We start from the raw sequence: 26428 nt of genomic DNA, 5'->3' as shown, positions 1-26428 counted from the left end.
TACAAATCCTTTAGGAATAAACCGGGCTTTAATAAGGGAATCTGCTTACATTTTTGTACACAGATCGATTTTTAACCTTATCTTAATTGATAATAATCAATTAATTGCAGCCAGGCTTGCCTCAATGGCCTCAAAGTCGGGCATGTCACCGGCGTTTACTAACACCTGGGCATACTGTACAATGCCTTTGCGGTCAATCACAAACGAAGCTCTTTTTGAAACTCCTTTCATATTATAATTCCAGTTCTCATATATCGCGTTGTAAAGCCTGGATACTTCTTTATTAAAATCGCTCAGCAGGGTGAATTGAAACCCCTGGTCTTCTTTATATTTTGCCAGCGTATATAATGAGTCCACACTGATGCCCAATACGGCTGCATCGACATTATTAAACTGGCTTAGGTTATCGCGTACATAACAAAGCTCTCTGGTGCAGGTACTGCTGAATGCGAACGGGAAAAAAAGCAGGATCACTTTTTTGCCTTTTAAGCTATGCAGACTTACCTGGTTCTTGGCCGAATCAAAAAGGGTAAAATCGGGTGCGGGAGAGCCAATCATAATGTGATAATTTGATAATGAGATAATATGCTAATTAAAAACGATCGCAAATTAGTTAATTGGGAATATAAATAGCATATTGGCCCATTAGCCCATTAGCCCATTAGCTAATAGGCCACCTAGTTCGTCGCCAGCGCCAGGATATTTTTTTGCAACTCTATATACCGCTTATAAAATCTTCGTAACGGTTCGTATTGCGGATCGCGGAAAGACAAATCCGTTAGTCCGTTACCCACGGTAACATATTGTATCAGCATGTCGTGGTCGAAAAAGAACACCTCTCCATGCTTTATTTCATCTTCATAATAGGAGAGAAAATCGGTTTCATACAACTCCATACATATCAACCGGTTCCTGTTCATGTAATAAGTTTCGGTATACTCCAGCGAATCGATCCGGTAGCGAACCTCAAATACAATGATATTATTATTGTGAACGGTGTAATACCAGGTTTCTTTCAGGGGATCATCTTTCCCCTTTATTTTATTCAGGTAAAAAGTGCGTTGCGATTTAAGTGAGAGGCTGTCTGTTTCATGGATCACCTGGTCGATATTCGTTCGCCAGTCATACCTGCTTTGGGTAAACGCAGTTGAAGAAAGAGCCAGCGCAACAATGGTCATAAGCATTGTTACAGGCAGTCCGGTTGGTTGGTGCGGACGGCGGGAGGTTGCTATCGCTGCCGGAATTCTCATGTTTATTAAATTTAAGATTTTATCAGCGAATTATAAATACCCATCAATAAAAAAAACTGCATGTGAATTAGTTTTCCAGGGGAGGAAATTGGCGGTGGTCGCGGGTGGCACAAAAAAGGAAAAGGGCAGCAGTCAGTAACTCAGCAGCGATATATTCTTATTACAATAAGTGTACCCGACTCATGGGTTTGTAACTTTTTACGGTTACACTTATTTATAAATTTCAACAAACGTATGCCTGTTTGTTTTGTTCGGCAGTTGGTTATTTTTGGGCCGAATGTTCTAATTCATTGTCGTTTAATTCTTATTCAAAAACGCACTCTTTTGGTTCTGAAAAGGTTTGCGATTACAACCTCCATTCTCCCTATTATATTATTCGTAAAATCACAGCCGGGCGTTGCCTTAACGCCACCCATGGGATGGAATAGCCGGATGATAATTAGGTGCATGGCTGTACTGGCCTGCAGTGGGGTGACAGGGAGTTATAATTTTGAGGAGCAGGATGCCAAATCTTTTTCGAAATGGGGAATCGATTTCCTGAAATACGGTATTTGTGCTAAAATTTAGGACATAACATTTTGTACTGGGCGCTGTTATCGTGGTGCAAAAAGCCAATGTAGCTGACGGATAATTCAAAGCCACCCCGGCCCATGCTGGCGGTTTTTAGCTGTGAGATGTTCACGTCATAGCTCAGGGCGGTTGACAGGTTGCCCCATTCAATTTTCAGCACCGGCACCATGGCGTCCTTCCAGCGAACAAATAAACCACCACTTACTGTATAGGCCGGGTTGTTGTCGGCATCCACCCCCAGTTTGTAGGAATACAAAGCGCCGCCGATGGTTTCTTTGTAGGCGCCCTGTTTGCTGTAATCGGCCTGCAGGGTAAGGTAAGAAACATCATCCATGCTCCACTTCACCCCAATAGACGCCACATATTTGGGGTTCAGCTCAATACTGCGATTATGATAGAATGAGTTTTTGGGCCGGTTTAAATGGTGATAGGCGCCGCCAATGAACATGCTGTTTTGCTGATCGGTGCCAAAAGTGGTATTGAAGCTCATACCCACACTGGCATCCCACGTGCTGTAATTGGGCGATAACATAGTTTCGCCTGTAGGTAAAGTGGGGTCGTATCCGCCGGCGCCGTTGTATTGGTTGTCGGTAGTGACCTTGGTAATGTCGATGCTTTTTCGGATCAGCCCGCCCATAAAGCCCAGCGACAGGTACATGGTTTTATCGTTGCTCAGCGATTTATGGTAATTGAAGGCAGGCAGAATATGCGTGGTGGTTAGGCCCACGGTACCGGCCTTATCAAACAGGGCCTGGATACCGGTACTGATAAAATCATTGCCGCTACCAATTGGTAATTTTATTTCGGCGTTCAGCGAACCGGTTCTGTAAGCATTGGTGACGCTGTTCCATTGATCGCGATACACGCCCTGAATACGGTAATCCCCTGTGTAAATGCCGGCCAGCGAGGGGTTGCGTAGCAGTGGCGCTTCAAAAAATTGCGAAAAATGCAGGTCCTGCCCTTTTGCGGTCAGCAGGGAAAGCATCAGTGTAAAGCCGGCTATAGATCGTCTAAAGCAGCTGCCGGGAATCATATGTTCTGTTTTTAAGGTTATTTTTGAATCGTGAAACGTGAAACGTGAAGGGGTTCCCGTAATCCGGGCTTTCCTGCAAAATTTAACCTGTCAACTTGTTAACCTGTCAACCTGTCAACTTCCTGCTTCTTCCCTCTTACTTCGGTTCCCTTATCAACTCGATCAACTCTATCAACTACCTCACCAACGCCACATTACCTTTAACCGGAACGATAGTATTGTTTTCACACACAAACTCTATGATATAAACATATACATCGGGGCTGGCAGGTTTGCCTTTATAGTTGCCATCCCAGCCGCCGGAAGGGGTACGGTCGTTAGCCATGAAATTCATTTTTTCAAACACCATCTCGCCCCAGCGGTTGAAGATGCGCATGCTGTTCACACGCGCCAAACCAACACCACGCGGTGCAAAAACATCGTTCACGCCATCGCCATTGGGTGAGAAGGTATTGGGAATAAAATAGTTCAAACCATTGCACACCACAGTTACCGTAACACCACTTTGGTTAACACAGCCATACTCATCAGTAACCTTCACGGTATAGGTGGTGGTGGTTTTAGGATTCGCAAAAGGCGCCGGACAATCGCTACAGCTCAGGTTCTTGTCGGGGATCCAGTTATAGCTCACTACCTCCGGTCCATAGGTTACCGGTAAAGTAACCCCGGTACCTACGGGTATAACCGGGCCAGGACCAACGGTAACGGTGGGTAATGGCGGAATATACAGTTCTTTACTGGTAGTATCGGAACAACCAAGCGCATTGGATGCCTGTAGTTTCACCACATAGTTGCCACTGGCTTTAAAGCTCACCCCTACATTTTGTGTGGTGGCTGAGTTGCCACCGCCCAGGTCCCACTTCCAGTTAACTATGCTATCGGGTACCTTTAAATTTCCCTGCAGGTTCATGGTTGTGTTCAAACAGGCAACGCTGTCGCCGGTTATGTAAGGGTCAGGTGTGCGGTAAACCCGCACACTATCAGTTATGGTTTTGCTACAACCTTGCTGCGTTGTTACACTTTGCGACACGATAAAGGTGCCTGGTTGCTGGAAGTAGTGCGTAGGATGCAAAACAGAAATAGTGGGCGAACCATCGCCAAAATCCCAGGTTCTGCTTACCACCGGGTCGTTCCCAATGGTGTAATTGGTAAAGTAAACAATACCGGAGTCACAGAACTTTTTCTTGTCCATGGCGAAGAATGGATCAGCGCCAATTATTTTGATCTGACTGCCTCCCGCAACACCGGCAATACAACCCTGGTTATCGGTGTATTGTAATATGGGTTGATAGAATGCTGGTGAATTATAAAAGTGCTGATAGGTGCTGGCCATCGAAGAATCTAAAGACCCATCACCAAAAGCAAGAACATATTTCATGTCGGGGATGGTAACCACTGTGAAGTTGACCATTAATTCGTTACAGGCATCGAGCGGACTATAATTAAGGGTGGTGACTGAATTGGGGTTGTATACATGTACCGTTTTGCTGGTTGAATCTATACAGCCTCCATAACCATAGATATACAACTTCGGCGTAAAATCGCCATAGGTATTATAGAAGTGCGAAGGGTTCATTAAAGCGTTGGTGGAACCATCGCCAAAATCCCATTCAAAGGATTCATAATTGCTGCCCTGGAAGGTGAATTTGGTTTCCAGTGGCGGGCAAATAGTAAGGGTGTCGCCGATCCCAAACGCCGGTACCGGTTTTACGGCTGTAATATAATTGATACGGGTAACGGAATCGGTACAACCACCACGGTCGGTGATCACCAGTTTCACGTTATAGGTAGCGTTGTTGCCACCATAGCTGAAAACAGGGTTTTGGGCAGTAGAGGTACCGCCATTACCAAAATCCCAGTGATAGGTAAGCCCATCAACTAATGATGAATCGGCAAAGTGAATGTTCGACGAAGGACAGATGGTGGTATAGTCTGAATTAAACCAGGGGTGCAGTGTTGAAATAAAAACAGTGTCGGGCGACTTATAGGTATCCGTGCAACCCATAGCGTCTGTTATTGTCAGCTGCGGTACAAATTCACCGGTATCGGTATAAGGATGGGTAAAAGGTGCAGCGGTAAACGCTTGGGTTTTACCATCGTCAAAATTGAATGTCCATGTTGAAATAGGGCTGCCGGCACTGCTGGGCGTAGAGTGGTCGATAAAAGTAATGATGGCGTTCTTACAACCACCGGGCGATGCGTTGGTAAAGTTGGCTGTAGGGCTTACAACGGTTACCGGGGCTGTTTTGGTATCGGTACAACCGTTCACATCCGTAATGGTTAAACTTATGCTGTGAGGGCCATTCGTTGCCAAACTGATTCCTAAAATGGCATCGTCAATAATGGGAGTATTGCCATCAATGGACCATTCATATTTGGTAACGTAAACGGGTGAATTGGTGGAATTGATAACAAAGCCGGCATTCCTGCAGACAGGGGAAGGCGCTACAAAATTTGCCACCTCTTTTAAGATCCTTACCGAGTCTACATACATGCTGGTGCAGCTGCCATTTGTTACGCGAAGTGTAACTGCATAAACGCCATACGCCGGGAATGTGAAGCTGGTATTGCCAACGGTAGTGCTGGTTCCAAGTGCAGGATTGCCAAATGACCACGTATAGGTTATGGGCCCATACGCAGGATCTGTTATGGAGGTGTCTTTAAATGCCACCGTAAGATCGCCGCAGATTACCTTATACACAAATTTGGCGATCGGCGGCTTTACATGGATCGGCAATGATACAGAGGGTCCCGGACATCGATTATTATAGGCTGTTAGCTTAACAACAAATGTACCGGTGTCGTTATAAAAATGTGCCGGGTTTTGTTCCTTGGAAGTGGCGCCATCGCCAAAATTCCATAGCCATTCATCAGCCGGCTTAGGAGTAAGATCGGTAAAATGAGCGCTGTCTGCAGGGCAAATATCAAAGCTGGCAGCTGAAAAGTTTGGCGCCGGCGGGGTACCTACCTTTACGTCATCCGAAGGAGCGTCTGTTGCGGTGCAACCTCCCGTGGTGGTAATGGTTAATTTTATTTTGTAAATACCGGTGGTGTTGTAAGTATGCGAGGGACTTGGATTGGTGCCGGTTATTACCGTGCCATCGCCAAAATCCCAGGAATAAGTAGCTACCCCGTCAATAGAAGAAACAATTGCTGTGGGCGCATAAGTATAGGGCACGCAACCACCCGCCGGTACGCTGGTGATCTTCACTGTTGGGGGAGTTATTTGAATAACCGCCGGTTTACTGATCTGCCCTTCACATCCCGCATTGTCGGTAAAAACCGCCGACACGTTGTAATTGCCAGCCGAATTATATTGATGGGTGGTGGGTGAACCGGATCCGGTACTGCCATCGCCAAAATCCCACGACCATTTGGTGATGGTAGCAGGTGGAGGTGAAGCATCCTGAAAAGTTACAGTAAGGGGTGGTTTACAGGCCGTGGCATTCGTAGCGGTAAAATTAATAACAGGGCTGGGCTTTATAAATATTACTTTAATTGCCGAGTCTTTGCAACCAGCGTAATTATTGTACAGTTTCACGGTGTAACTACCTGCTGTGGGGTAAATAGTGTTGTCGTCTGTATTGGTTGATTGTGCGCCATTGCCAAAATCCCACAGGGTCTTTTGCGGTTTTACTGTGGAATTATTAATGAACGATACTTTTGTGTTTTGACAGGGTGAATCCGCTACTTTAATGTCGGTAACGGGACCCGAAAGGGTAACCGGTTTGGTAATGGTGCCCGAACAACCAAACTCACTGGTGGCGGTAAGGGTTACATTATAAGTGCCGGTAGTAGCATATGTAGTTGACGGATTTGTTGTAGTAGGGGTGCTGCCATTGCCCAGGTTCCATTGAAAGGTCATATTACCGGGTCCGCTGGACTGGTTGGTGAAATTGATAGTATAAGGCCCCTGGCAGGTACTCGGTTTTGTATTGGTAAAATCGGCTGTTACACCAGCTACAATACGAATGTAGCGGCCATAACTGGCAGTGCCTTTACAACCTGAACTGCTTGTAGCTATCAGCGTAACGTTGTAAAAACCGGCGACATTATAGGTATGGGCAGGGTTTTGAGCAGTACTGGTGCCGCCATCGCCAAAGTCCCATTGCCAGGCTACAATACTGCCATTGGGAGCTGTACTTTTATCGGTAAACTGAACGTTTACCGGAATACAACCTGTTGTATAGTTGGCGCTGAAAGCGGCGGCGGGAGATGGGTAAACGGTAATATAATTTGTTTTTGTGATGCCGTTGGTGCCGTCATCGTTTCTCACCACCAACGTCACGGTATAGGTGCCGGGCTGATCAAATATTATAGTAGGATTTTGCGCATTGGAAAGCGTGCCGTTCCCGAAATCCCAGTTCCAGAATTTGGGGCTGCCGGTAGTAAGATCTTTAAACGTAACCCCTAAAGGCGCACAACCCGATGCCGGAGATGATGTTGTGAAGTCGGGGCTCATTTGTTGTGCAAAAACGGGCAGGGAAAATAAAAGCGCAAATGGTAAAAAAAGCCATGTTCTCAATAGGGATAGCCGGTTTACAAATGCAAACCGAACCGGCATAAGTAACCGGTTACCACAAGGTGCCAGTACAAATTTACTCAAGTGCAAAACTGTTTTATGGTTTACTAGGCAGTAATGCCCCTCATCTGAACAACGTGACCATTCTCAATGCAAACCTTATTCCCGGTAAATTATATTTCGTATAGGCGAAACATATTTCACCATGATGCGTATTTGCATAGCACAAATGACCAGTTCTTAACCAGTTGTTGGGCAAACGGTTTTATCAGGGGTATGCGGATTGTAGTCTGAAGTATTAAATAGGATATTCAGGGGCTGAAGCCTGATCGTTCAAAGGTTGCCGGTTAAAAGGGAAGGAGTATATTGTTTAACCCCGACTTGCCGGGGCAAGTAGTTGCGTCAACTTATTTGTACGAAAAAAATCCAAGCCTCGTTGGGATAAAATTCTTTCTGGATCTATTTTTTGCGTAATATCAAAAGTTTGGTTCCGTTGGCTGTTACCATCTCCGCTTTCACATAATCCCAGTCACTGTCTTTGATCTTCCACACGCCGATTAATCTTGTCAATGGGTCCACAGCCGTCGGAAATTCTGAGTCTATGGTATAATCAGATACGTTTGGCGCCCATGTGCCATTGGTACTGACACTATTTGCCGTACCAATTAAAGTTCCATCTGAATTGAACTTGAAACTATAAGCTGAAAACAAGCTGGAGAGATTATTGCTGCCCTCAAAGTACTGTTCTACGATCCATTCCCCATGTGTAATGGCATCCATTACCATGTCTTCCGCTTTCTTCTCAATTGCTTTCTTGCACGACATGGATATCAGGGTTAGGCACCCTACCAAAATCAGAGGTTTAAGTATTCTCATAGTTCAGACTTAGGCACTTACATTAAGATATTAAAATTTGTAAATATCTTTGTATTTACCAAGTAAGTAGCCTGTAAAATATTCAATATTCAGGGTTTCTCCGCATATATCTTTGCACAACTCCTCACTGGTAAGTCGCCGTCCTTTCTGGTGCACCGCATTTCGTAACCATTGCAGCAAAGGTACGTTATTGCCTTGTTTTATAAGTCCGTTTAAATCTGTAATTGACTGATTTGCATAGGAGTAAAACTGTGCTGCATAATAGCTTCCCAAACTGTAGGTGGGAAAGTAGCCAAAACTGCCATGGCTCCAGTGTACATCCTGCAGGCAACCCTGCTTGTCGCCTGGTACTTTTACGCCCATTAATGTCAGGTATTGCTCGTTCCAGTAACCCGGAATGTCTTTAACATTCATGGCTCCGCCAATGAGCAGTTTTTCCAGCTCATACCTGATCATGATGTGAAAATGATAGGTAAGTTCATCAGCCTCAGTACGTATCAGCGACGGTTCTACCTTATTAATGCCTTTGTAGAATTGTTCAACAGAGACATTGCCCAGTTGTTCGGGAAAATACGATTGCAATACCGGCAGCCAGCGTTCGCAAAAAGCCCGGCTACGGCCAACATGGTTTTCCCATAAGCGCGATTGTGACTCATGAATAGTATAGGAGGCGGGTTCACCCAGCGGCAACCCATATTCATTTAACAGTAAACCCTGTTCGTACAGGGCATGGCCCGCTTCGTGAATACAGCTCCACACCATATTGCTAAGGTCATTTTCATCAATACGGGTGGTAATGCGCACGTCCTGGCTGTTGAAATTGGTGGTGAAGGGGTGTTCCGAAAGATCCTGGCGGCCGGCTTCCATATCGTACCCCAGTTCTTTTACCACCTGCAGGCCAAACTGCCATTGTTTATCCTTATTGAAATGTTGGCGCAAAAAGCTGTCGTCAGCCGGTGGCTGGGCAGCAATTTTCCCCAACAGGTCTTTTAATGGCTGTTTAATGGTAGAAAACACCCCATCGAGCAGTTGAACGGTAGCGCCTTTATCGTGATCGTCGAGTAAGGCATTGTAGGGGTGGTGTTCGTACCCCAGCATGTCGGCTTCCTGTTTTTTTAATTCAACCAGGCGGCCCAGGTCGTTGGCAAAAACGGAGAAGTCATTAGCCTTGCGGGCTTCCATCCAGCTATGAAAACTTTTATTCACCGCCTCGGCCAGTGTACGCACAAAGGCGGAGGTAAATTTCTTTTGTTTGGAATAGTCCTGCCACGTCAATTCCACATTTCTTTTTTCACCGGCTGACAATTTATCACCCGACAACAACTCCTGCAACAGCGCGCCCAGTTTTTCATCGGTAAAATGCTTATGGGCAATTTCAGAAAGGGTGGCAATCTGCTGTCCGCGAATGGGAGCGCCCTTGGGTGGCAGATAAGTTTCCTGGTCCCACTGCAACACAGCGGCGGCATAGCGCAGATCGGCAATCGTTTGCATCCCTTTTATATATTCATCGTACAGGGATCTGGTAGCTGTATTTGTCATGCTGGATGAAATTTTTATTTAATAACAGGGTGCGAAAGTCGGTAAATTATACCATACCCAAAAACCACCACAATAATAAAATACAGGGTGGAAAAATGTGAGTGGAACGTTATTCCCCAATCCGGTTCTAACTACTTCTTTTTCCATTGCTTGCAAGGTTTCGGCCTTATGTGGAACGTGCCTGATATTCAATTGCATTAAACCTGTGTGATAAAACTATTAACACCGTGTGAAGAACCTTTTCGATGAGTTTTTCACAGGGGTATTATTTTCGTACAGGTTCTTATTAATAATTTGTTACGGTGCTGACTGAATGACATCATACCAATCGGTCAGCCACACCTCAGCACATCAACAAGCCAGGAGACCTGCCGTTACAAAGTATGTTTGGAACTTTCCCGATAAGGTACCGGCAAATGATTACTGCTTCAGCATTTCATGTGAAGTATTGGTGTCCCGACGACAAGTCGGGATCGCTGGGGTTGCTATCTGCTGTCGTGCCGCATTTTTAACATTCTAATCACTATAGTAGTCATGCAGACCGAAAATGAAGTGTTGTTACAGGAAAACAAGGACCGTTTTGTTATTCTCCCGATCAAATATCCCACCATCTGGGAAATGTATAAAAAGCATGAAGCCAGCTTCTGGACGGCTGAGGAAATTGATTTAAGTGGCGACCTGAAAGACTGGGCCTCGCTGAATGATGGCGAGCGCCATTTTATCTCACACGTACTGGCCTTCTTCGCCGCCAGCGATGGTATTGTGAATGAGAACCTGGCAGTGAATTTTATGAGTGAAGTGCAATTGCCCGAAGCGCGTTGCTTTTACGGTTTTCAGATCATGATGGAGAACATTCACTCCGAAACATATGCATTACTGATAGATACATATGTTAAAGATGTTAACGAAAAAGACAGACTGTTCCACGCCATCGATACCGTACCGGCTGTGAAGAAAAAAGCAGAGTGGGCATTGCGTTGGATTGAACAAGGGAACTTCGCCGAGCGTTTAGTAGCTTTTGCAGCAGTGGAAGGTATTTTCTTCAGCGGTAGCTTTTGTTCTATTTTCTGGATGAAGAAAAGAGGGTTAATGCCCGGTCTTACCTTCAGCAATGAATTGATTAGCCGTGACGAAGGCCTGCATTGCGAATTTGCCTGCCTGTTATACAGCATGCTGAATGCCAAATTAACACAGGAGCAGGTGTTCAATATCATCGGCGATGCCGTGCGTATTGAAAAAGAATTTATCACCGAAGCATTACCGGTTGACCTTATTGGAATGAACGCCCGGTTAATGCAACAGTATATTGAATTTGTTGCCGACAGATGGCTGAGCGAACTGGGTTACCCCAAAATGTTCAATGCAACCAATCCGTTCGACTTTATGGAAATGATCTCCCTGCAGGGTAAAACCAACTTCTTTGAAAAGAGAGTAGGCGATTACCGCAAAGCCGGGGTAAACGCCAGCAAAGAATCGCAACAGTTTTCGCTTGATGAAGATTTCTAAGGAGAACCATCGTAAAGGCCAGAGCGTAAAAAATCCAGCATCCCGAAAGATCGGAAATATTATTTGATAGCACTATAAACTCCATTGACATGAACGTATTAAAAAGGAACGGGAAAAAAGAAACAGTAAAGTTCGATAAAATCACGGCGCGTATTCAGAAACTGTCGTATGGATTGAGCCCCCTGGTTGATGTGATAGAAGTAACAAAAAAAGTAATTGAAGGTATTTATGACGGGGTTACCACTTCAGAGCTGGATAACCTGGCTGCTGAAACAGCTGCGTCATTAACTACCAAACACCCTGATTATGCATTGCTGGCTTCACGGATAGCAGTGAGCAATCTGCATAAGAATACTGAGAAGTCATTCTCAGGCACCATGAAACGATTGTATGATTATACGGATTCTGCTACAGGCCGTAAAATGCCGTTGCTGGCCGATGACGTAATGGAGATCATCGAGGCCAATGCAGAGTTGCTGGATAGCTCTATCATTTATGACCGTGATTTTGGTTTTGATTATTTCGGCTTTAAAACCCTGGAAAAATCATACCTGTTGCGGATAGATGGAGCAATTGTGGAGCGTCCTCAGCATATGTACATGCGCGTATCAATCGGTATTCACAAAGAAGATATCGAAAGCGCTATTAAAACGTACAACCTCATGAGTGAGCGCTGGTTTACCCATGCCACGCCTACTTTGTTCAATGGTGGTACGCCCAAACCGCAAATGTCATCCTGCTTTTTGCTCACCATGAAAGACGACAGCATCGATGGCATTTACGATACACTGAAACAAACTGCTAAAATTTCACAAAGCGCCGGTGGTATCGGTTTGTCTATCCACAACGTACGTGCAACCGGTAGCTATATAGGCGGCACCAATGGTACCAGCAATGGTATTATTCCCATGCTGCGAGTGTTCAACGATACAGCCCGTTATGTTGACCAGGGCGGTGGCAAACGCAAAGGCGCCTTTGCTATTTACCTGGAACCCTGGCATGCCGACATCGTAGAGTTCCTGGACCTGCGTAAGAACCATGGTAAAGAAGAAATGCGTGCAAGAGACCTGTTCTATGCACTGTGGATAAACGACCTGTTCATGAAGCGCGTGGAATCGAATGGCGACTGGAGCCTGTTCTGCCCTAATGAAGCGCCTGGTTTAGGCGATACATTTGGCGAGGAGTTTGAAGCGCTGTATAATCGCTACGAAGCAGAAGGCCGTCAACGTAAAGTAATAAAAGCGCAGGACCTGTGGTTCGCTATTCTGGAAGCGCAAATTGAAACCGGTACGCCTTACATGCTGTATAAAGATGCGGCTAACCGTAAGAGCAACCAGCAGAACCTGGGAACCATCAAAAGCAGCAACCTGTGTACCGAGATCCTGGAATATACCAGCGCTGATGAAGTAGCGGTATGTAACCTGGCTTCACTGGCATTGCCACGCTTTGTAAACGAAGGAAAATTCGATTTCGATAAATTATTCGAAGTAACCTACCAGGCAGCACGTAACCTCAATAAGATTATTGATAACAACTATTATCCAATTGAGGAAGCAAAACGTTCCAACCTGCGTCACCGCCCAATTGGGTTAGGTGTACAGGGACTGGCCGATGTGTTCATCCTGTTGCGCTTGCCTTTTGAAAGCGACCTGGCAAAAATGTTGAACAAGAACATTTTCGAGACCATCTACTTTGCGGCTATGACCGCCAGCAAGGATATGGCCATTGAACAGGGCGCTTATGAAACCTTTGCCGGTTCACCATTATCAAAAGGACAGTTCCAGTTTGATCTGTGGAATGTAGAACCATCAAACCGGTACGATTGGAATGCACTGCGTGCAGAAGTAATGAAACATGGCGTACGCAACTCCCTGCTGGTAGCACCCATGCCAACCGCTTCTACTTCACAGATATTAGGTAACAACGAATGTTTTGAACCCTATACCTCAAACATCTATGTTCGCCGGGTATTGAGTGGTGAGTTTATCATTGTAAACAAACACCTGTTGAAAGACCTGGTACAACTGGGCCTTTGGAACGATTCCATGAAGAACAAGATCATTGCAGCCAATGGTTCTATTCAAAACATCAACGAAATACCTGCCGAAATCAAAGCGTTGTACAAAACCGTATGGGAAATAAAACAACGTCATTTGATTGACATGGCAGCCGATCGCGGCGCATTCATTTGCCAGTCGCAATCACTGAACCTGTTTGTTGATAATCCAACTGTAGCTAAACTTACTTCTATGCACTTCTACTCATGGAAAGTAGGTTTGAAAACAGGCATGTATTATCTGCGTACACAGGCAGCATCACAGGCGGTACAGTTTACGGTTGAAAAACAAGGCAGCCGTCAAATGGAGCCTGTAGTACCAAAATCAGGTGAAAGCAACGATGAGATAATAGAAGGACAGGTGTGCACTATGGAAGAAGGTTGCGTTACCTGCAGCTCATAGTCTTCACAGCTCGAACATATACCAAGTATTGAACACAGAGAGCCCCTATTTGGGGGCTCTCTTTTATTTTGATTTCCTTATATTTGCCGGGTAGTTCTTTACTTTAACGCATGTTTTTGGGTTTCTCTTCTGACCTGAACGGGAGAGGATTAAAAAGGAACCGTGTGTGAATCACGGGCTGTCGCGCAACTGTATGTTGTAGTGGGTATTGTTCCCACAGCGCTGCATAAGAAGCCACTGTAGCAGACCTCAATGTTATGGGAAGGCATGTAGCAGAACAACGAGCCAGGATACTTGCCTGAAAACGGAGACCAATGCTTTCGCGGTTAAAAAGCAGCAGTCAGGAGCAGTTAATCACCTCACGTTGCACCTCACAATGTAACTGTTTCTCTCTAACACTTTATCACGAAAGCATACACATTAAACGTAAAGACATTAATACTATTCATTAATGTTTCTCAAAATGTTTTATGCGTATGCTAACACACAATCTTGGGTTCCCCCGTATTGGGGCGCAACGCCAATTGAAAAAGGCCAGTGAACAATACTGGGCTGGTAACATTACCAGAAGCGAATTATTTCTTACCGCTAAAAAGATCAGGGAAGAAAACTGGTTATTGCAAAAACAGGCCGGTATCGACATGATACCCTGTAACGATTTCAGCTTTTACGACCAGGTACTGGATATGTCATTGCTGGTGGGCGCTGTGCCGCCCCGTTATACGCCTGTGGCCACGGATATCAAAGAAAATACAGAGATTGACCTGTACTTCGCCATGGCCCGCGGTTACCAGCAACAGGACCTCGATATCACCGCCATGGAGATGACGAAGTGGTTCGATACCAATTACCATTACATTGTGCCTGAGTTTACAGCCAACCAGCAGTTTCGACTGTTGAGCGATAAGCTGTTTAACGAGTTCAACGAATGCCAGCGCGTAACCGGTACTATACCTAAACCGGTATTGATTGGCCCCGTTTCGTATTTATTGTTAGGAAAAGAAAAAGATACCCAGCCTTTTGACAGGATTGACCTGTTAAAGAAACTATTACCTGTATATATTGAGGTGCTTAAAAAGCTGGAAGAGAACGGCGCCATCTGGGTGCAGATAGATGAGCCCTTCCTGGTAACAGACCTTACCGAAAAACAAAAGCAGGCATTTGAATATGCCTATAAAGAGATCCGCAAACAATGCGGCGATTTGAAAATATTGCTGGCCACTTACTTTGAAGGTTTGCAGGAGAACACCAGCCTGGCCGTGAGCCTGCCGGTATGCGCCCTGCATATTGACCTGGTACGGGCGCCTCAGCAGATTGATGAAGTTGTGAGGGCCCTGCCGCCAAAATTGTCACTCTCATTAGGCGTGGTAGATGGCCGTAACATCTGGAAGAACGATTACAGTAAATCCCTGGCGCTGATAGAGAAAGCAAAAGCAGTTATCCCGGAAGAACGCCTCATGCTGGCGCCTTCCTGCTCACTGTTGCACTCTCCTGTTGACCTGGATGGGGAAACAGCATTGGATGCCGACATAAAAAGCTGGATGGCTTTTGCCAAACAAAAGCTGGATGAGATCAATGACTTAAAACAAATAGCGGCGGGTAATAGTGACTTGTTGAAGAAGAACACTGCCATTATCGAAAGCCGCCGTAATTCAACCCGTATTCATAAACAGGTGGTGAAAGACCGGGTGGCTGCAATAAAAGATGCCGATGCAACCCGCAACAATGAATTTACCGTTCGGCAGCAAATACAACAGCAACGGTTTCAGTTGCCATTATATCCCACTACAACCATTGGGTCGTTCCCGCAAACAGAAGAGATCCGTCAGTTGCGTGCCAGGTTGAAAAAGGGCGATCTGACACAACAGAAATATGAGTCAGAAATTGAAGAAGCAACCATCTCGGCTATTCGCGTGCAGGAAGAGATCGGGTTGGATGTACTGGTGCATGGCGAGTTTGAGCGCAACGACATGGTGGAATATTTTGGCGAACAGCTGGAAGGGTACGTATTCACAAAGAACGGCTGGGTACAAAGCTATGGCAGCCGATGTGTGAAACCACCGGTAATTGCAGGCGATGTAAGCAGAACCGCTGATATGACCGTTCGGTGGAGCACCTTTGCCCAGGCGCAAACCAACAGGCTGATGAAAGGCATGCTTACCGGCCCCGTAACCATTTTGCAATGGTCGTTTGTACGGGACGATCAGCCGAGATGGCAAACGGCTTTTCAAATAGCGCTGGCCATAAGAGATGAAGTGGTGGCCCTGGAAAAAGCAGGCATTAAAGTAATTCAGATAGATGAGCCGGCTATCAGGGAAGGGTTGCCATTGAGAAAGAAAGACGGTCCGGCTTATCTGGAATGGGCGGTAAAAGCATTCCGCTTGTCGGCCAGTGGAGTGAAGGATGAAACCCAGATACATACCCATATGTGTTATAGCGAGTTCAATGATATTATGGAGCACATTGCCAAAATGGATGCCGATGTAATTACCATTGAAACAAGCCGCTCGCAAATGGAGTTGCTGGAAGCTTTTGCCCGATTCAAATACCCTAATGAAATTGGGCCCGGCGTATACGACATTCACTCTCCACGGGTACCCACAGTAGAAGAGATGACCCATTTACTGGAAAAAGCAGCCGCTTTATTACCGGTTAAAAATCTATGGGTTAATCCCGACTGCGGATTAAAAACCCGCCGCTGGACGGAAACCATTGCCGCCCTGAAGAACATGGTGCAGGCTGCTCAGCAGGCAAGGGAGAAAGCAGAAGAACCAGCATTGGTTTAAATAGAAGCATTTTCATTTAAAGTTTCAGTTACAGGTTTCAGGTTGCAGGGGCTTTTTCCCTGTAACCTGGCACTTGTAACCTGTAACCTTTTCTTATAACAATAGTTACAAATGACGATAGAGGAAAAAATTAAACAATCAGAAACAAGAATATTCAAAGCCGTATTTCCCAACACCACTAACCATTACGATACCTTATTTGGCGGCACAGCCATGGCCTTGATGGATGAAGTTGCGTTTATTTGCGCCACCCGTTTTGCCCGCAAACGCATGGTAACAGTTTCCTCAGATAAAATTGATTTTACCCGGCCCATACCCGCAGGCACCATCATTGAACTGATTGGCAAGGTTATTCATACCGGTAAAAGCAGTGTGCGGGTGCTGGTTGAAATATACATTGAAGAAATGTATTCAGATGGCCGGGAAAGAGCTATCAGCGGCACATTTACCCTGGTAGCCGTGGACGAACATAAAAGACCGGTGCCTATTGTGAGTAGTGAGTAGTGAGTAGTAAGTGGTGAGTCCCGACGAAGCTTCGCTTGTCGGGATGCCGACCGCAAGTGTTGGCTTGGGCTGGCGACACGGCAGATTAATTAGAAAACTTGCCCCTCCTGAAATTTATTGCTGACCACCGCGCAGAAGTGTATTGCTTGTAGCTTGCGGCTTGCGGCTGTTTTCTGCCTTTTGCCCTTTGCCTTTTTCACTACTGCCCTTTGCCTACTGGCCACTGCCTTTCATTTCTGCCGTCTGCCGTCTGCCAATGAAAATGTGAAATACCGCCAACTACACGGCAATCCAGATTAAAAAGTCCTAATATGAGGGTTTCTTTAACATTTCATAGACAAATTTTTATCAATTTTAAGCTATGAAAGCCATTAATTTGTTAAACGTTAAATTGCCCCATGAATTGCACCCGTTTTTATAGATCCCTGATTGCTCTGGCTTTAATTTTTTCCGGTATAAGGGCCGGCTATGCTCAACAGATCGATTCCATGATAAATCTGTACGGGGAAAGATACCCGCAGGAAAAGATCTATGTTCACTTTGATAAACCGGCTTACAATACCGGTGAAACCATCTGGTTTAAATCGTACCTGTTTGCAGGCATTGTGCCATCTCCCATAAGCAAAAACTTTTATGCCGAGCTGCTCGATCAATCGGGCAAGGTGTTACAACAGAAGATCCTGCCTGTTTATGAAGGCTCTTCTGCCGGGAGTTTTGACCTGCCGGCCAATTTACCCCCTACCATTGTTTTCAGGGCATATACAACCTGGATGCTGAATTTTGATACCACTTTTCTTTTCAGCAAAACCATTCGTATACTGAACAAGACCGTTGCCGTTGCACCGGCAGCTACAGCCGCAACCACGGGCGGGGCCAAACAAACCGGTACTGCTAAACAACCCGCCGCCACGGCGGCTGCCAATAGTAACCCTTCGTCAATGGTAACCCTGCGGTTTTTCCCTGAGGGCGGCGATCTGGTTACGGGGCTTGAATCGGTAGTGGCGGTTAAGGTAACCGACGAATTCGGATTGCCGGTTTCTGCTGAGGGTGTTGTGAAGGATAACTCAGGCGCCACTGTAGCCAACTTTGGTACTGTTCACGATGGCATGGGGCGTTTTACCCTGGAACCACAGGCCGGTAAGACCTATACGGCTGAATGGACAGATGAAAAAAAGCAAACGCATAAAACAAGCTTACCTCCGGCCAAACAAACTGGCGTAACGCTGCAATGCGCTCCTACCGGTAGCCGCGAGGCATTTATAATTAGACGGTCACTGGATGCTACGGACGAATTAAAAACCCTGTACCTGCTGGGTTATTTCAACTCACAGGTGGTTTATAAAGCGCGCCTGAACCTGACGCAGAATTTTATGGTGAGCGGGTCCATTCCCCTTGAAGGCATTCCCACCGGTATGTTACAGATGACCCTGTTCGATGCGAACTGGAAGCCGGTTGCAGAACGGATTAACTTCGTAAACAAAGAAGACTACTTCTTTACTACCAAAGTAGTGCCTGTTGCAAAGAGCACCGACCGCCGCGCAAAAAATACCCTGGTGATAGATGTGCCCGATACGCTGAAGTCGAACCTGAGTATTTCGGTTACCGATGCCGGATTAACCAAATCCGATCCCGATGCCGATAACATTGTGTCGCATTTGTTGTTAAGCGGCGACCTGCATGGTTATATACACAATCCTTATTATTATTTAACTGGTAACGACGATACGGTTCGTTCACACCTCGACCTCGTAATGCTTACCAATGGCTGGCGCCGCTTTAAATGGGACGACCTGGCCGCAGGTAAATTGCCCGTTATAAAGTTCCCACGCGAAAATTATTTATCGCTCAGCGCCACCCTAACCGGGGTGCAGCCCAACCAGGTGCCGAAGAATACACAGATCAACGTGTTTCTGCAGGCAAAAGACTCTTCGCGTCAGTTGTTCTTTTTGTCAATTGATTCAACGGGTAAATTTCAACAGGATGGACTGGTGTTCTTTGATACGGTGAGTGTGTTTTACCAGTTTAACAACAACAAATTCCTCGCAAATAAATCGGTTGTTAACTTCAGCAACGGCACGCATAAGAGCCCTGCCGGCGTAAAACCCGATTCGGCCTGGCGCGTACCCATGCCCATTGATACCAGCCTGTTAAACCGGGGTAAATACTTTGCCCTCGAAGCAGAACGGTTAAAACCTGAGCTGGAGAAAAAAGTAAAAACCCTGGAAGCCGTTACGGTAAAGGCGAGAACGAAATCGAAGCAACAAATAATGGATGAGAAATATGCCAGTGGCTTGTTTACTGGCGGCGATGCTACCACATTCGACCTTACAGATGATGTGTCGGCATTGGGTGCTATGAACATCTTTACTTACCTGCAAGGCCGGGTGGCTGGTTTGCAGATCTCTACCGGGGGCCAAACAACATTACAGTGGCGGGGCGCTACACCCTCTCTGTTCTTAAATGAAATGCCGGTTGATGTGACAGCTATTGAAAACATCCCGGTTACCGATATTGCGTATGTAAAAGCATTCCGTCCCCCGTTCTTTGGCGCAATGGGTGGTGGCGCCGGCGGTGCCATTGCCATCTATACCAAGAAGGGTGGTGATGTTTCTTCCAATACTTCCAACATTGGCGGGCTCGATAAAAGCAAACTGACCGGTTATGCAGTGCCCAAAGAGTTTTATTCGCCCGATTACAGCAAGGAAGTAACCAATGCCGATCTGCCCGATATTCGTCCTACCCTGTTCTGGCAGCCATATCTGCTGTTCGATAAGAACAATCATAAAGTAACCATCACCTTCTATAATAACGATGTATCAAAACGCATTCGCATTATCCTGGAAGGAATGAATGAAGAAGGGCAGCTGACGAGGGTGGAGAAGATAATAGAGTAATAAGTTACTTAGATATAATAAAAATGCCTCACTACTGTAGTGGGGCATTTTTATTATAAAGTTATTTGGCAGACGGCAGAAATGAAAGGCAGTGGGCTCCCGATAGCCATCGGGATTCAGTGGTGAAAACGGCAAAGGGCAAAGATCGGCGACGCTGCAGTCTATCTTGCTTGGTAAGAACTTAGCGTATAGTCGCGAGGTTACCAACTCCCCTTCCGCCAGTTGGCGGAGCCGGGGGGAGGCTTTAGTTTTTAAGAATAGTTATCGTCTTATTCGCATCATGCCCCTTGATGGCCAATGAATCGGGTGGTGGGGGCGGCAGCTTATGATTATAGGTAATAACAAACTTCGAGTACATCTCCATCATTGGGCTGGCAAAGTGCATGGCATCGCCCTGGTTGGGAGTAATAAGCCCATCAATTACCAGCGTATCGCTATCGGTCATGGGTTCAATATCGAAGGTATAATTATAAGTGAGTTTGGGATCGGGTTTGGTGATCTCCAGGTCGTAAAACGATTTATGATCGTAAGTAAGGAACAGGGTAATATTTTTATACTGCCTGCTCATGGTATCCTGGGCAACACCATCCAGTACTTTCTTTAAAGGCGTTGAGTCCGCAGTCACCGTCCACACACTATCAAACATCACTTCCTTGGGGTCATCGGCCAGGTATACCTGCATTTTCTTGATTATTGAGTCATCTGTGTTCTTAAAAACAATGGTATCATAACTGGCAGGCCTGGGTTTACGTCCAAACCAAAAGTACATTCCTGCACCAATAATGACCATGATCAGTAGAATTATCCATGTTCCGCGCATATAGACTGGGTTGTGGTTAGCGACAATTATTCATTTAAGGTACCCATTCCATTGCAATTAATATGCCTTGATGTCATGAAAAATATTTTGGTAATGCCGGGCCGGGGTTTCGCCTATCTTTGGTTACAACAAGGTGAATTATGAAAATAGCTGATATTATTGATCTGCTCGAAGCTGTGGCGCCCCCTTCGTTACAGGAAAGCTATGATAATGCCGGTTTGTTAACCGGTAACCCGGGCTGGGTTTGTACCGGCGCCCTTTGTACGCTGGACGCTACCGAAGACGTGGTGAAGGAAGCCATGCAGCGTGGTTGTAACCTGGTAGTGGCGCATCACCCCATCATCTTTGGCGGCTTAAAAAAGATCACGGGTAAGAATTATGTAGAAAAGACCATAATAACGGCTATTAAAAATGATATAGCCATTTATGCTATTCATACCAATTTAGACAATGTAATAGATGGCGTGAACGGGATGATGGCCGATAAACTGGGCTTGAAGAACCGGAAGATATTGTCGCCCAAAGAAGCCACCCTTAAAAAGCTGTACACCTTTGTGCCGGTTGAACAGCTGGAACAGGTGCGCGCGGCTTTGTTTGAAGCCGGTGGCGGACACATCGGTAATTACAATGAATGCAGTTTTGGGGTAGAAGGCACCGGCACATTTAAAGGCGGGGAGGGTACCAATCCCTTTGTTGGCCAGCCGGGCGAACGGCATTATGAGAAGGAGATCAGGGTGGAGGTAATATTTCCGGGGTACCTGCAAAACAGCCTTATAAGGGCCCTGCGTACAGCCCATCCGTACGAAGAAGTAGCGTTTGATGTGGTGAACCTGGCCAATACCCATCCCGGAATAGGGTCAGGACTGGTGGGCGAACTGCCGGAAGCCCTGCCGGAAGAGGTTTTTCTGAAACTGTTAAAACAGGCATTTGACCTGCCCCTGATTCGCCATACAGCCCTGTTTGGCCGGCCGGTTAAAAAGATAGCCCTGTGTGGCGGTGCTGGTAGCTTTCTGGTTTCCAAAGCATTAGGAGTAGGGGCGGATGTTTACATAACCGGGGATATGAAATACCATGAGTTTTTTGATGCCAATGGCCGGCTGATAATTGCGGACATTGGGCATTTTGAAAGTGAGCAATTTACCATAGATTTACTGGCTGGGGTTTTGCAGGAAAAATTTCCTACCTTTGCCGTCCTTAAAACGGCTTTAAAAACCAATCCTGTACATTATTTTGTGTGATGCTGCTGATCCCGGCAAGTCGGGAACGTTGAAGTGAGTGGTGCAACAAAAGATGGATCGGGGCGGTGAAGCCGGGGACCTACTACCATAAAATACAAACTATAAATTCTTTATGGCTAACGTTAAAGATTACTCTGTAGAAGAAAAATTAAGCGCGCTCGTTGGATTGCAGAAGGTTGAATCGAAGATCGACGAGATTCAGATCCTGAAAGGGGAACTGCCAATGGAAGTGAGCGACCTGGAAGATGAAATTCAGGGATTGCACTCCCGCCAGGTGCGTATTGAGGAAGAGATCAACGGCATACAGGAGTTTATCAATCAAAAGAAAAACATGATCAAGGAAGCCGAAGCCCTGATCAAGAAATACGAAAAGCAAAGCGAGAACGTAAAGAACAGCCGCGAGTTTGAGGCCATCAATAAAGAAATTGAGATGCAACAGCTGGAAATTAAGCTGGCCGAAAAACACATTCGCGATGCTAATGAAGAGATCGCTGAAAAAGTAGTGGTGCTGGATAAAGCCAAAAAGAACATCGCTACCAAAGAAGGTGTGTTAAGCACCAAGAAAGGCGAGTTGGAAAAGATCATCGCTACCAACGAAAAAGAAGAAAAAGCATTGAACAAACAGGCTTCTGAAGCACGCGAAAAAGTAGAAGAGCGCCTGTTGTTGTCATATGACCGCATTCGCAAAAATTACCGCAACGGTTTAGGTGTGGTACCGGTTGAGCGTGATGCCTGCGGTGGTTGCTTTAATGCTATCCCACCTCAACGTCAGAGCGAGATCCGTCAGCGTAAAAAGATCATCGTTTGTGAAAACTGTGGCCGTATCCTGGTTGACCGCGACCTGTTCGACAGTGTAGAAGTTAAATAAGATGACTTTCAGTAAAATATTAACTGGCCTTCCGCTTACCGGGAGGCCTTTCTTTTTTGTTTAAAGTTATAGGCTCAAGGTTTAAAGTTTAAGGTGGCCGCTACACAATGGGTTCCCCGCTAACAGCACTGTGACAAAATCGGAAATCAACCTTAAACCTTAAACTTTCTACTTTCAACCCTTCTCAAGTATCTTGCAGCCATGATTAGCCTGAGGCCAACCTGGTTGGCAGTCTTACTGGTTTTAGTATCTGTGCCCATGCAGGCGCAAAAAGTATTTGATTTTAACGACCGCTGCAAACAGGCTTATCATGAAATCATTCAGCTGAAACTCAATAACGGTCAGCAATTGCTGAATACCGAAAAGGCCCAGCACCCCAATAACCTCATCCCTTACTTTCTCGAAAATTATATCGACTTTTTTACCCTGTTCTTTAATGAAGACCCGGCTGAATTTAAAAAGCGGTTGCCTAACCGGGATGCCCGCCTCGATCTGCTGGATGAAGGTCCGGAGAATTCGCCCTTCCTGTTATTTGCCCGCTCGGTGATCCATTTTCAATGGGCAGCGGTACGGGTAAAGTTTGGCAACAACTGGGATGCGGGCTGGGAGTTTCGCCGTTCGTTTTTACAGGTAAAGAACAACCAGCAATTGTTTCCCAACTTTGCGCCCAATGGCCTGTATGCAGGCGCTATGCAGGTGGCTGCCGGCACTATTCCTGATGGTTATAAATGGCTAAGCAGTCTGCTGGGCATAAACGGCAATATCAATAAGGGCATGGCAAAGTTGAACACCTTTTTACAGGGAACTGATGAATGGTCAACGCTTTTCAGGGACGAAGCCATCTTTTTCTATTGTTACCTGAAATTTTATGTGGTGAACGATAAACCCGGGGTTTTTCAGTTTATAGATCAACAGCACCTGGATGTGGTGAACCACCATTTATTTGCTTACCTGGCAGTTAATTTAAGCCGCAACAGCCAGCAGGCCGAAAAGGCCGAGGAGGTAATAACCGGGTTGAATATGAGTGCGGCGTACCTGGCCATGCCCGTGTGGGATATGGAAATGGGTTATGCCAAAATGCATCACCTTGACCCTGCCGCTGCCCCTTACCTGGAGCGCTTTATCAATACTTTTAAAGGCCGGTTCTTTGTAAAAGACGTATTGCAAAAATTAAGCTGGTATTATTACCTGCAGGGCGATGAGGCAAAGGCCCACGCCTACCGGCAAAAGGTGCTGACCATGGGCACTACCGATTCGGAGGCCGATAAACAGGCGCAAATGGAAGCACAAACCAACACCTGGCCCAATAAGCTGTTGCTGCAGGCCCGCATGCTGGACGATGGCGGGTATTTTAAACAGGCGCTTGCCCTGCTGCAGGGAAAGAACACCAATAACTTTACCTTGGCGGAAGAAAAGCTGGAATTTGCTTACCGGGCAGGCCGGTTGTACGATGATATGGGCAACGACAGTTTTGCTATCGTATTTTATAAAGAAGCCATTGACCTGGGCGAGCAACGGAAAGAACATTTTGCCGCCCGGGCAGCTCTTCAAACAGGCTATATTTTTGAGCAGCGCGGCGATAAACAAGCTGCCATCAAATGGTTTCAGCGTTGCCAGAGCATGAAGGACCATGATTTTAAAAATTCGCTCGATTCAAAAGCAAAAGCAGGCATTGCGCGTTGTAAGAACGAGTAGGATTAGGCAGAAGGCAGAAGGCAGAAGGCAGAAGGCAGAAGGCAGAAGGCAGAAGGCAGAAGGCAGAAGAAAATGTTGGTGATGCAAGGTCGTGATTAATCCCGAAATTCGCGAGTCATGTTTGCCGTTTCACGTTTGCCGATTCACTATTATATTTGTTACGTTCAAAAAGTAAGTACCGTGCTTAAAAAACTATTCATCCAGAACTACGCTATTATTGACGAGATAGAGATCGACTTCTCGCAAAAGCTGAATATAATAACCGGAGAGACCGGTGCCGGTAAATCAATTTTAATGGGCGCCCTGTCATTGATCCTGGGCGACCGCATTGATGCATCGGTGTTACAGAGCCGTGATAAAAAATGTTATGTAGAGGGCACCTTTGAAATTGGTGAGAAGAAAGCCGTAAAAGCCTTTTTACGCGATCAGGACCTCGATGTGGAAGAAGAACTGGTAATTCGCCGCGAAATTGGCAGTAATGGCAAATCAAGGGCCTTTGTAAACGATACGCCGGTAAACCTGGAACAGCTGCGCCAGTTAAGCTCCAAGCTGGTTGACCTGCATCGCCAGTTCGATACGCTGGAGCTGGGCGAAAGCGATTTTCAGCGCCAGGTGCTCGATGCGCTGGCCGGCCATGCCGATGTACTGCAACAATACCAGGGCGCGTATACCCAATGGCAAAAAGCGCACCAGGAGCTTACGCAATTACAGCAGCAGAAAGACCAGTTCACCAAGGAATACGATTACAACAAGTTCTTATTTGATGAGCTGCACGATGCAGCCCTGAAAGAAAACGAGCTGGAAGAAGCCGATGCAACGCTTAAACTGCTTAGCAATACCGAAGGCATAAAATCAGCTTTAGGCAAAGCCGCCTATGAACTGAGCGAAGGCGAATCGCCCATGGTACAGCAGTTAAAAACATTATTCAACCAGTTGAGTGCGTTTAGCGATAACCACCCGGGCATGCAGGCATTGGTGCAGCGGTTGTTATCGGCACAAATAGAACTGCAGGATATTGCCGATGAGGTAGAGCGCATCAACGACCAGGTGCAGTACGATCCGCAGAAGATAGAGCAACTGAATGACCGGATTTCAACCGGCTATAAACTGCTGAAGAAACACGGCGTACATACCACGCAGGAACTGCTGGCTATAAAAGATACGCTGGAGCAAAAACTGCAGGCAGTCTTGAATATCGACGAAGCCATTCAAACCAAAGAAAAAGCAGCTCAGCAGTTATTGCAAAAAGCCACTGAGCTGGCCACTAAGCTTACTGCTAACCGGGTGAAGCAGGTGAAGCCGTTACAGGATAAAGTAAATAAATTACTGGCGCAGGTAGGCATGCCCAATGCCCGTTTACAGGTGGAGGTAACACCTTTGGCCAATTTGCAGATAACGGGGTTAGATGATATTGAGTTCCTCTTCGATGCCAATAAAAGCAACCGCTTTGAACCCATCCGCAAAGTGGCCTCGGGCGGGGAACTGAGCCGCCTGATGCTTTGTATAAAATCGCTGGTGGCCCAATCGCTCGATCTGCCTACACTCATCTTCGATGAAATTGACACGGGCATTTCAGGGGAGGCGGCCAAGCAGGTAGGTATTATTATGAAAGACCTGGCCCGCAAACGCCAGGTGTTCAGCATAACCCACCAGCCCCAAATTGCCGGAAAGGCAGATGCCCATTACTTTGTTTACAAAGACATCAAGGGCAATTCCATTAAAACAAACATCAAACTGCTGTCGCAGGAGGAACGCATTACCGCCATTGCTAAAATGCTCAGCGGAGAGAAGCCAACAGCCGCCGCGCTGGAAAACGCCCGCGAGATGGTGATGAATTAAGGGAAATGATGTTAATTTGCCGTTCCTAA

17 protein-coding genes and 1 riboswitch are annotated in these 26428 nt (G+C 46.2%); of the genes, 10 read left to right on the top strand and 7 right to left on the bottom strand.

What is annotated here, in order from left to right; translation table 11 throughout:
- Positions 1-96: 96 nt before the first annotated feature.
- Both NIAKO_RS27040 and NIAKO_RS27035 read right to left on the bottom strand, forming a co-directional pair.
- Positions 97-558 (bottom strand): redoxin domain-containing protein, encoded by a 462-nt coding sequence (locus NIAKO_RS27040; protein ID WP_014221643.1) that lies wholly within the window; start codon positions 556-558, stop codon positions 97-99.
- Positions 559-677: 119 nt separating this feature from the next.
- Positions 678-1250 carry a hypothetical protein gene (locus tag NIAKO_RS27035; protein ID WP_014221642.1) on the bottom strand — a complete coding sequence of 191 codons (573 nt, stop codon included), beginning with the start codon at positions 1248-1250 and terminating at the stop codon, positions 678-680.
- Between the two features lie 234 nt (positions 1251-1484).
- On the opposite strand from NIAKO_RS27035, the gene NIAKO_RS39855 reads away from it, so the two are divergent.
- On the top strand, positions 1485-1817 hold the full coding sequence (locus NIAKO_RS39855; protein ID WP_014221641.1) for a hypothetical protein: 333 nt from the start codon (positions 1485-1487) through the stop codon (positions 1815-1817).
- On the opposite strand, the gene NIAKO_RS27020 is transcribed toward NIAKO_RS39855, so the two are convergent.
- From NIAKO_RS27020 to NIAKO_RS27005, 4 genes are all read right to left on the bottom strand, one after another.
- Positions 1807-2853, bottom strand: a complete 1047-nt coding sequence (locus NIAKO_RS27020; RefSeq protein ID WP_014221640.1) for a PorP/SprF family type IX secretion system membrane protein — start codon at positions 2851-2853, stop codon at positions 1807-1809. The two genes, NIAKO_RS39855 and NIAKO_RS27020, sit on opposite strands and share 11 nt — an antisense overlap.
- A gap of 175 nt (positions 2854-3028) precedes the next feature.
- A complete protein-coding gene (locus NIAKO_RS27015; RefSeq protein ID WP_165761274.1) occupies positions 3029-7378 on the bottom strand; it encodes a PKD domain-containing protein in 4350 nt (1449 codons plus the stop codon).
- A gap of 456 nt (positions 7379-7834) precedes the next feature.
- On the bottom strand, positions 7835-8200 hold the full coding sequence (locus NIAKO_RS27010) for a hypothetical protein (RefSeq protein ID WP_041347364.1): 366 nt from the start codon (positions 8198-8200) through the stop codon (positions 7835-7837).
- A gap of 81 nt (positions 8201-8281) precedes the next feature.
- A complete protein-coding gene (locus NIAKO_RS27005; RefSeq protein WP_014221637.1) occupies positions 8282-9790 on the bottom strand; it encodes a carboxypeptidase M32 in 1509 nt (502 codons plus the stop codon).
- 534 nt (positions 9791-10324) lie between these two features.
- On the opposite strand from NIAKO_RS27005, the gene NIAKO_RS27000 reads away from it, so the two are divergent.
- From NIAKO_RS27000 to NIAKO_RS26980, 5 genes are all read left to right on the top strand, one after another.
- Positions 10325-11296, top strand: coding sequence for a ribonucleoside-diphosphate reductase small subunit (locus NIAKO_RS27000; RefSeq protein WP_014221636.1), 972 nt, complete (start codon positions 10325-10327; stop codon positions 11294-11296).
- 89 nt (positions 11297-11385) lie between these two features.
- Positions 11386-13755: a ribonucleoside-diphosphate reductase subunit alpha gene (locus NIAKO_RS26995; RefSeq protein ID WP_014221635.1), complete on the top strand. Its 2370-nt coding sequence runs from the start codon at positions 11386-11388 to the stop codon at positions 13753-13755.
- Positions 13756-13856: 101 nt separating this feature from the next.
- Positions 13857-14071: riboswitch (cobalamin riboswitch) on the top strand.
- A gap of 160 nt (positions 14072-14231) precedes the next feature.
- Positions 14232-16541 (top strand): 5-methyltetrahydropteroyltriglutamate--homocysteine S-methyltransferase, encoded by a 2310-nt coding sequence (gene metE / locus NIAKO_RS26990; RefSeq protein ID WP_041349436.1) that lies wholly within the window; start codon positions 14232-14234, stop codon positions 16539-16541.
- Between the two features lie 111 nt (positions 16542-16652).
- The gene (locus NIAKO_RS26985; RefSeq protein ID WP_014221633.1) at positions 16653-17045 is read left to right on the top strand and encodes an acyl-CoA thioesterase; all 393 of its coding nucleotides are present in this window, start codon (positions 16653-16655) and stop codon (positions 17043-17045) included.
- 488 nt (positions 17046-17533) lie between these two features.
- Positions 17534-19939 carry a hypothetical protein gene (locus NIAKO_RS26980; protein ID WP_133055305.1) on the top strand — a complete coding sequence of 802 codons (2406 nt, stop codon included), beginning with the start codon at positions 17534-17536 and terminating at the stop codon, positions 19937-19939.
- Positions 19940-20183: 244 nt separating this feature from the next.
- On the opposite strand, the gene NIAKO_RS26975 is transcribed toward NIAKO_RS26980, so the two are convergent.
- Entirely contained in the window at positions 20184-20759 is a 576-nt protein-coding gene (locus NIAKO_RS26975; RefSeq protein WP_041347361.1) for a hypothetical protein, read from the bottom strand.
- A gap of 140 nt (positions 20760-20899) precedes the next feature.
- On the opposite strand from NIAKO_RS26975, the gene NIAKO_RS26970 reads away from it, so the two are divergent.
- The 4 genes from NIAKO_RS26970 (at position 20900) to recN (ending at position 26399) form a co-directional block, all read left to right on the top strand.
- Positions 20900-21997, top strand: a complete 1098-nt coding sequence (locus NIAKO_RS26970) for a Nif3-like dinuclear metal center hexameric protein (RefSeq protein WP_014221630.1) — start codon at positions 20900-20902, stop codon at positions 21995-21997.
- A gap of 112 nt (positions 21998-22109) precedes the next feature.
- Positions 22110-22865, top strand: coding sequence for a zinc ribbon domain-containing protein (locus NIAKO_RS26965; RefSeq protein ID WP_014221629.1), 756 nt, complete (start codon positions 22110-22112; stop codon positions 22863-22865).
- A gap of 201 nt (positions 22866-23066) precedes the next feature.
- Positions 23067-24560, top strand: coding sequence for a tetratricopeptide repeat protein (locus tag NIAKO_RS26960; RefSeq protein WP_014221628.1), 1494 nt, complete (start codon positions 23067-23069; stop codon positions 24558-24560).
- A 180-nt stretch (positions 24561-24740) separates the two neighbouring features.
- Entirely contained in the window at positions 24741-26399 is a 1659-nt protein-coding gene (gene recN, locus NIAKO_RS26955) for a DNA repair protein RecN (protein ID WP_041349434.1), read from the top strand.
- The last annotated feature ends 29 nt before the right edge of the window (positions 26400-26428 follow it).

Origin of the sequence: Niastella koreensis GR20-10 (assembly GCF_000246855.1) — a bacterium.
Classification (GTDB): Bacteria; Bacteroidota; Bacteroidia; order Chitinophagales; family Chitinophagaceae; genus Niastella; species Niastella koreensis.
Note: the sequence above shows the minus strand (reverse complement) of the source record. Positions and strands in the feature narration are given on the sequence as shown.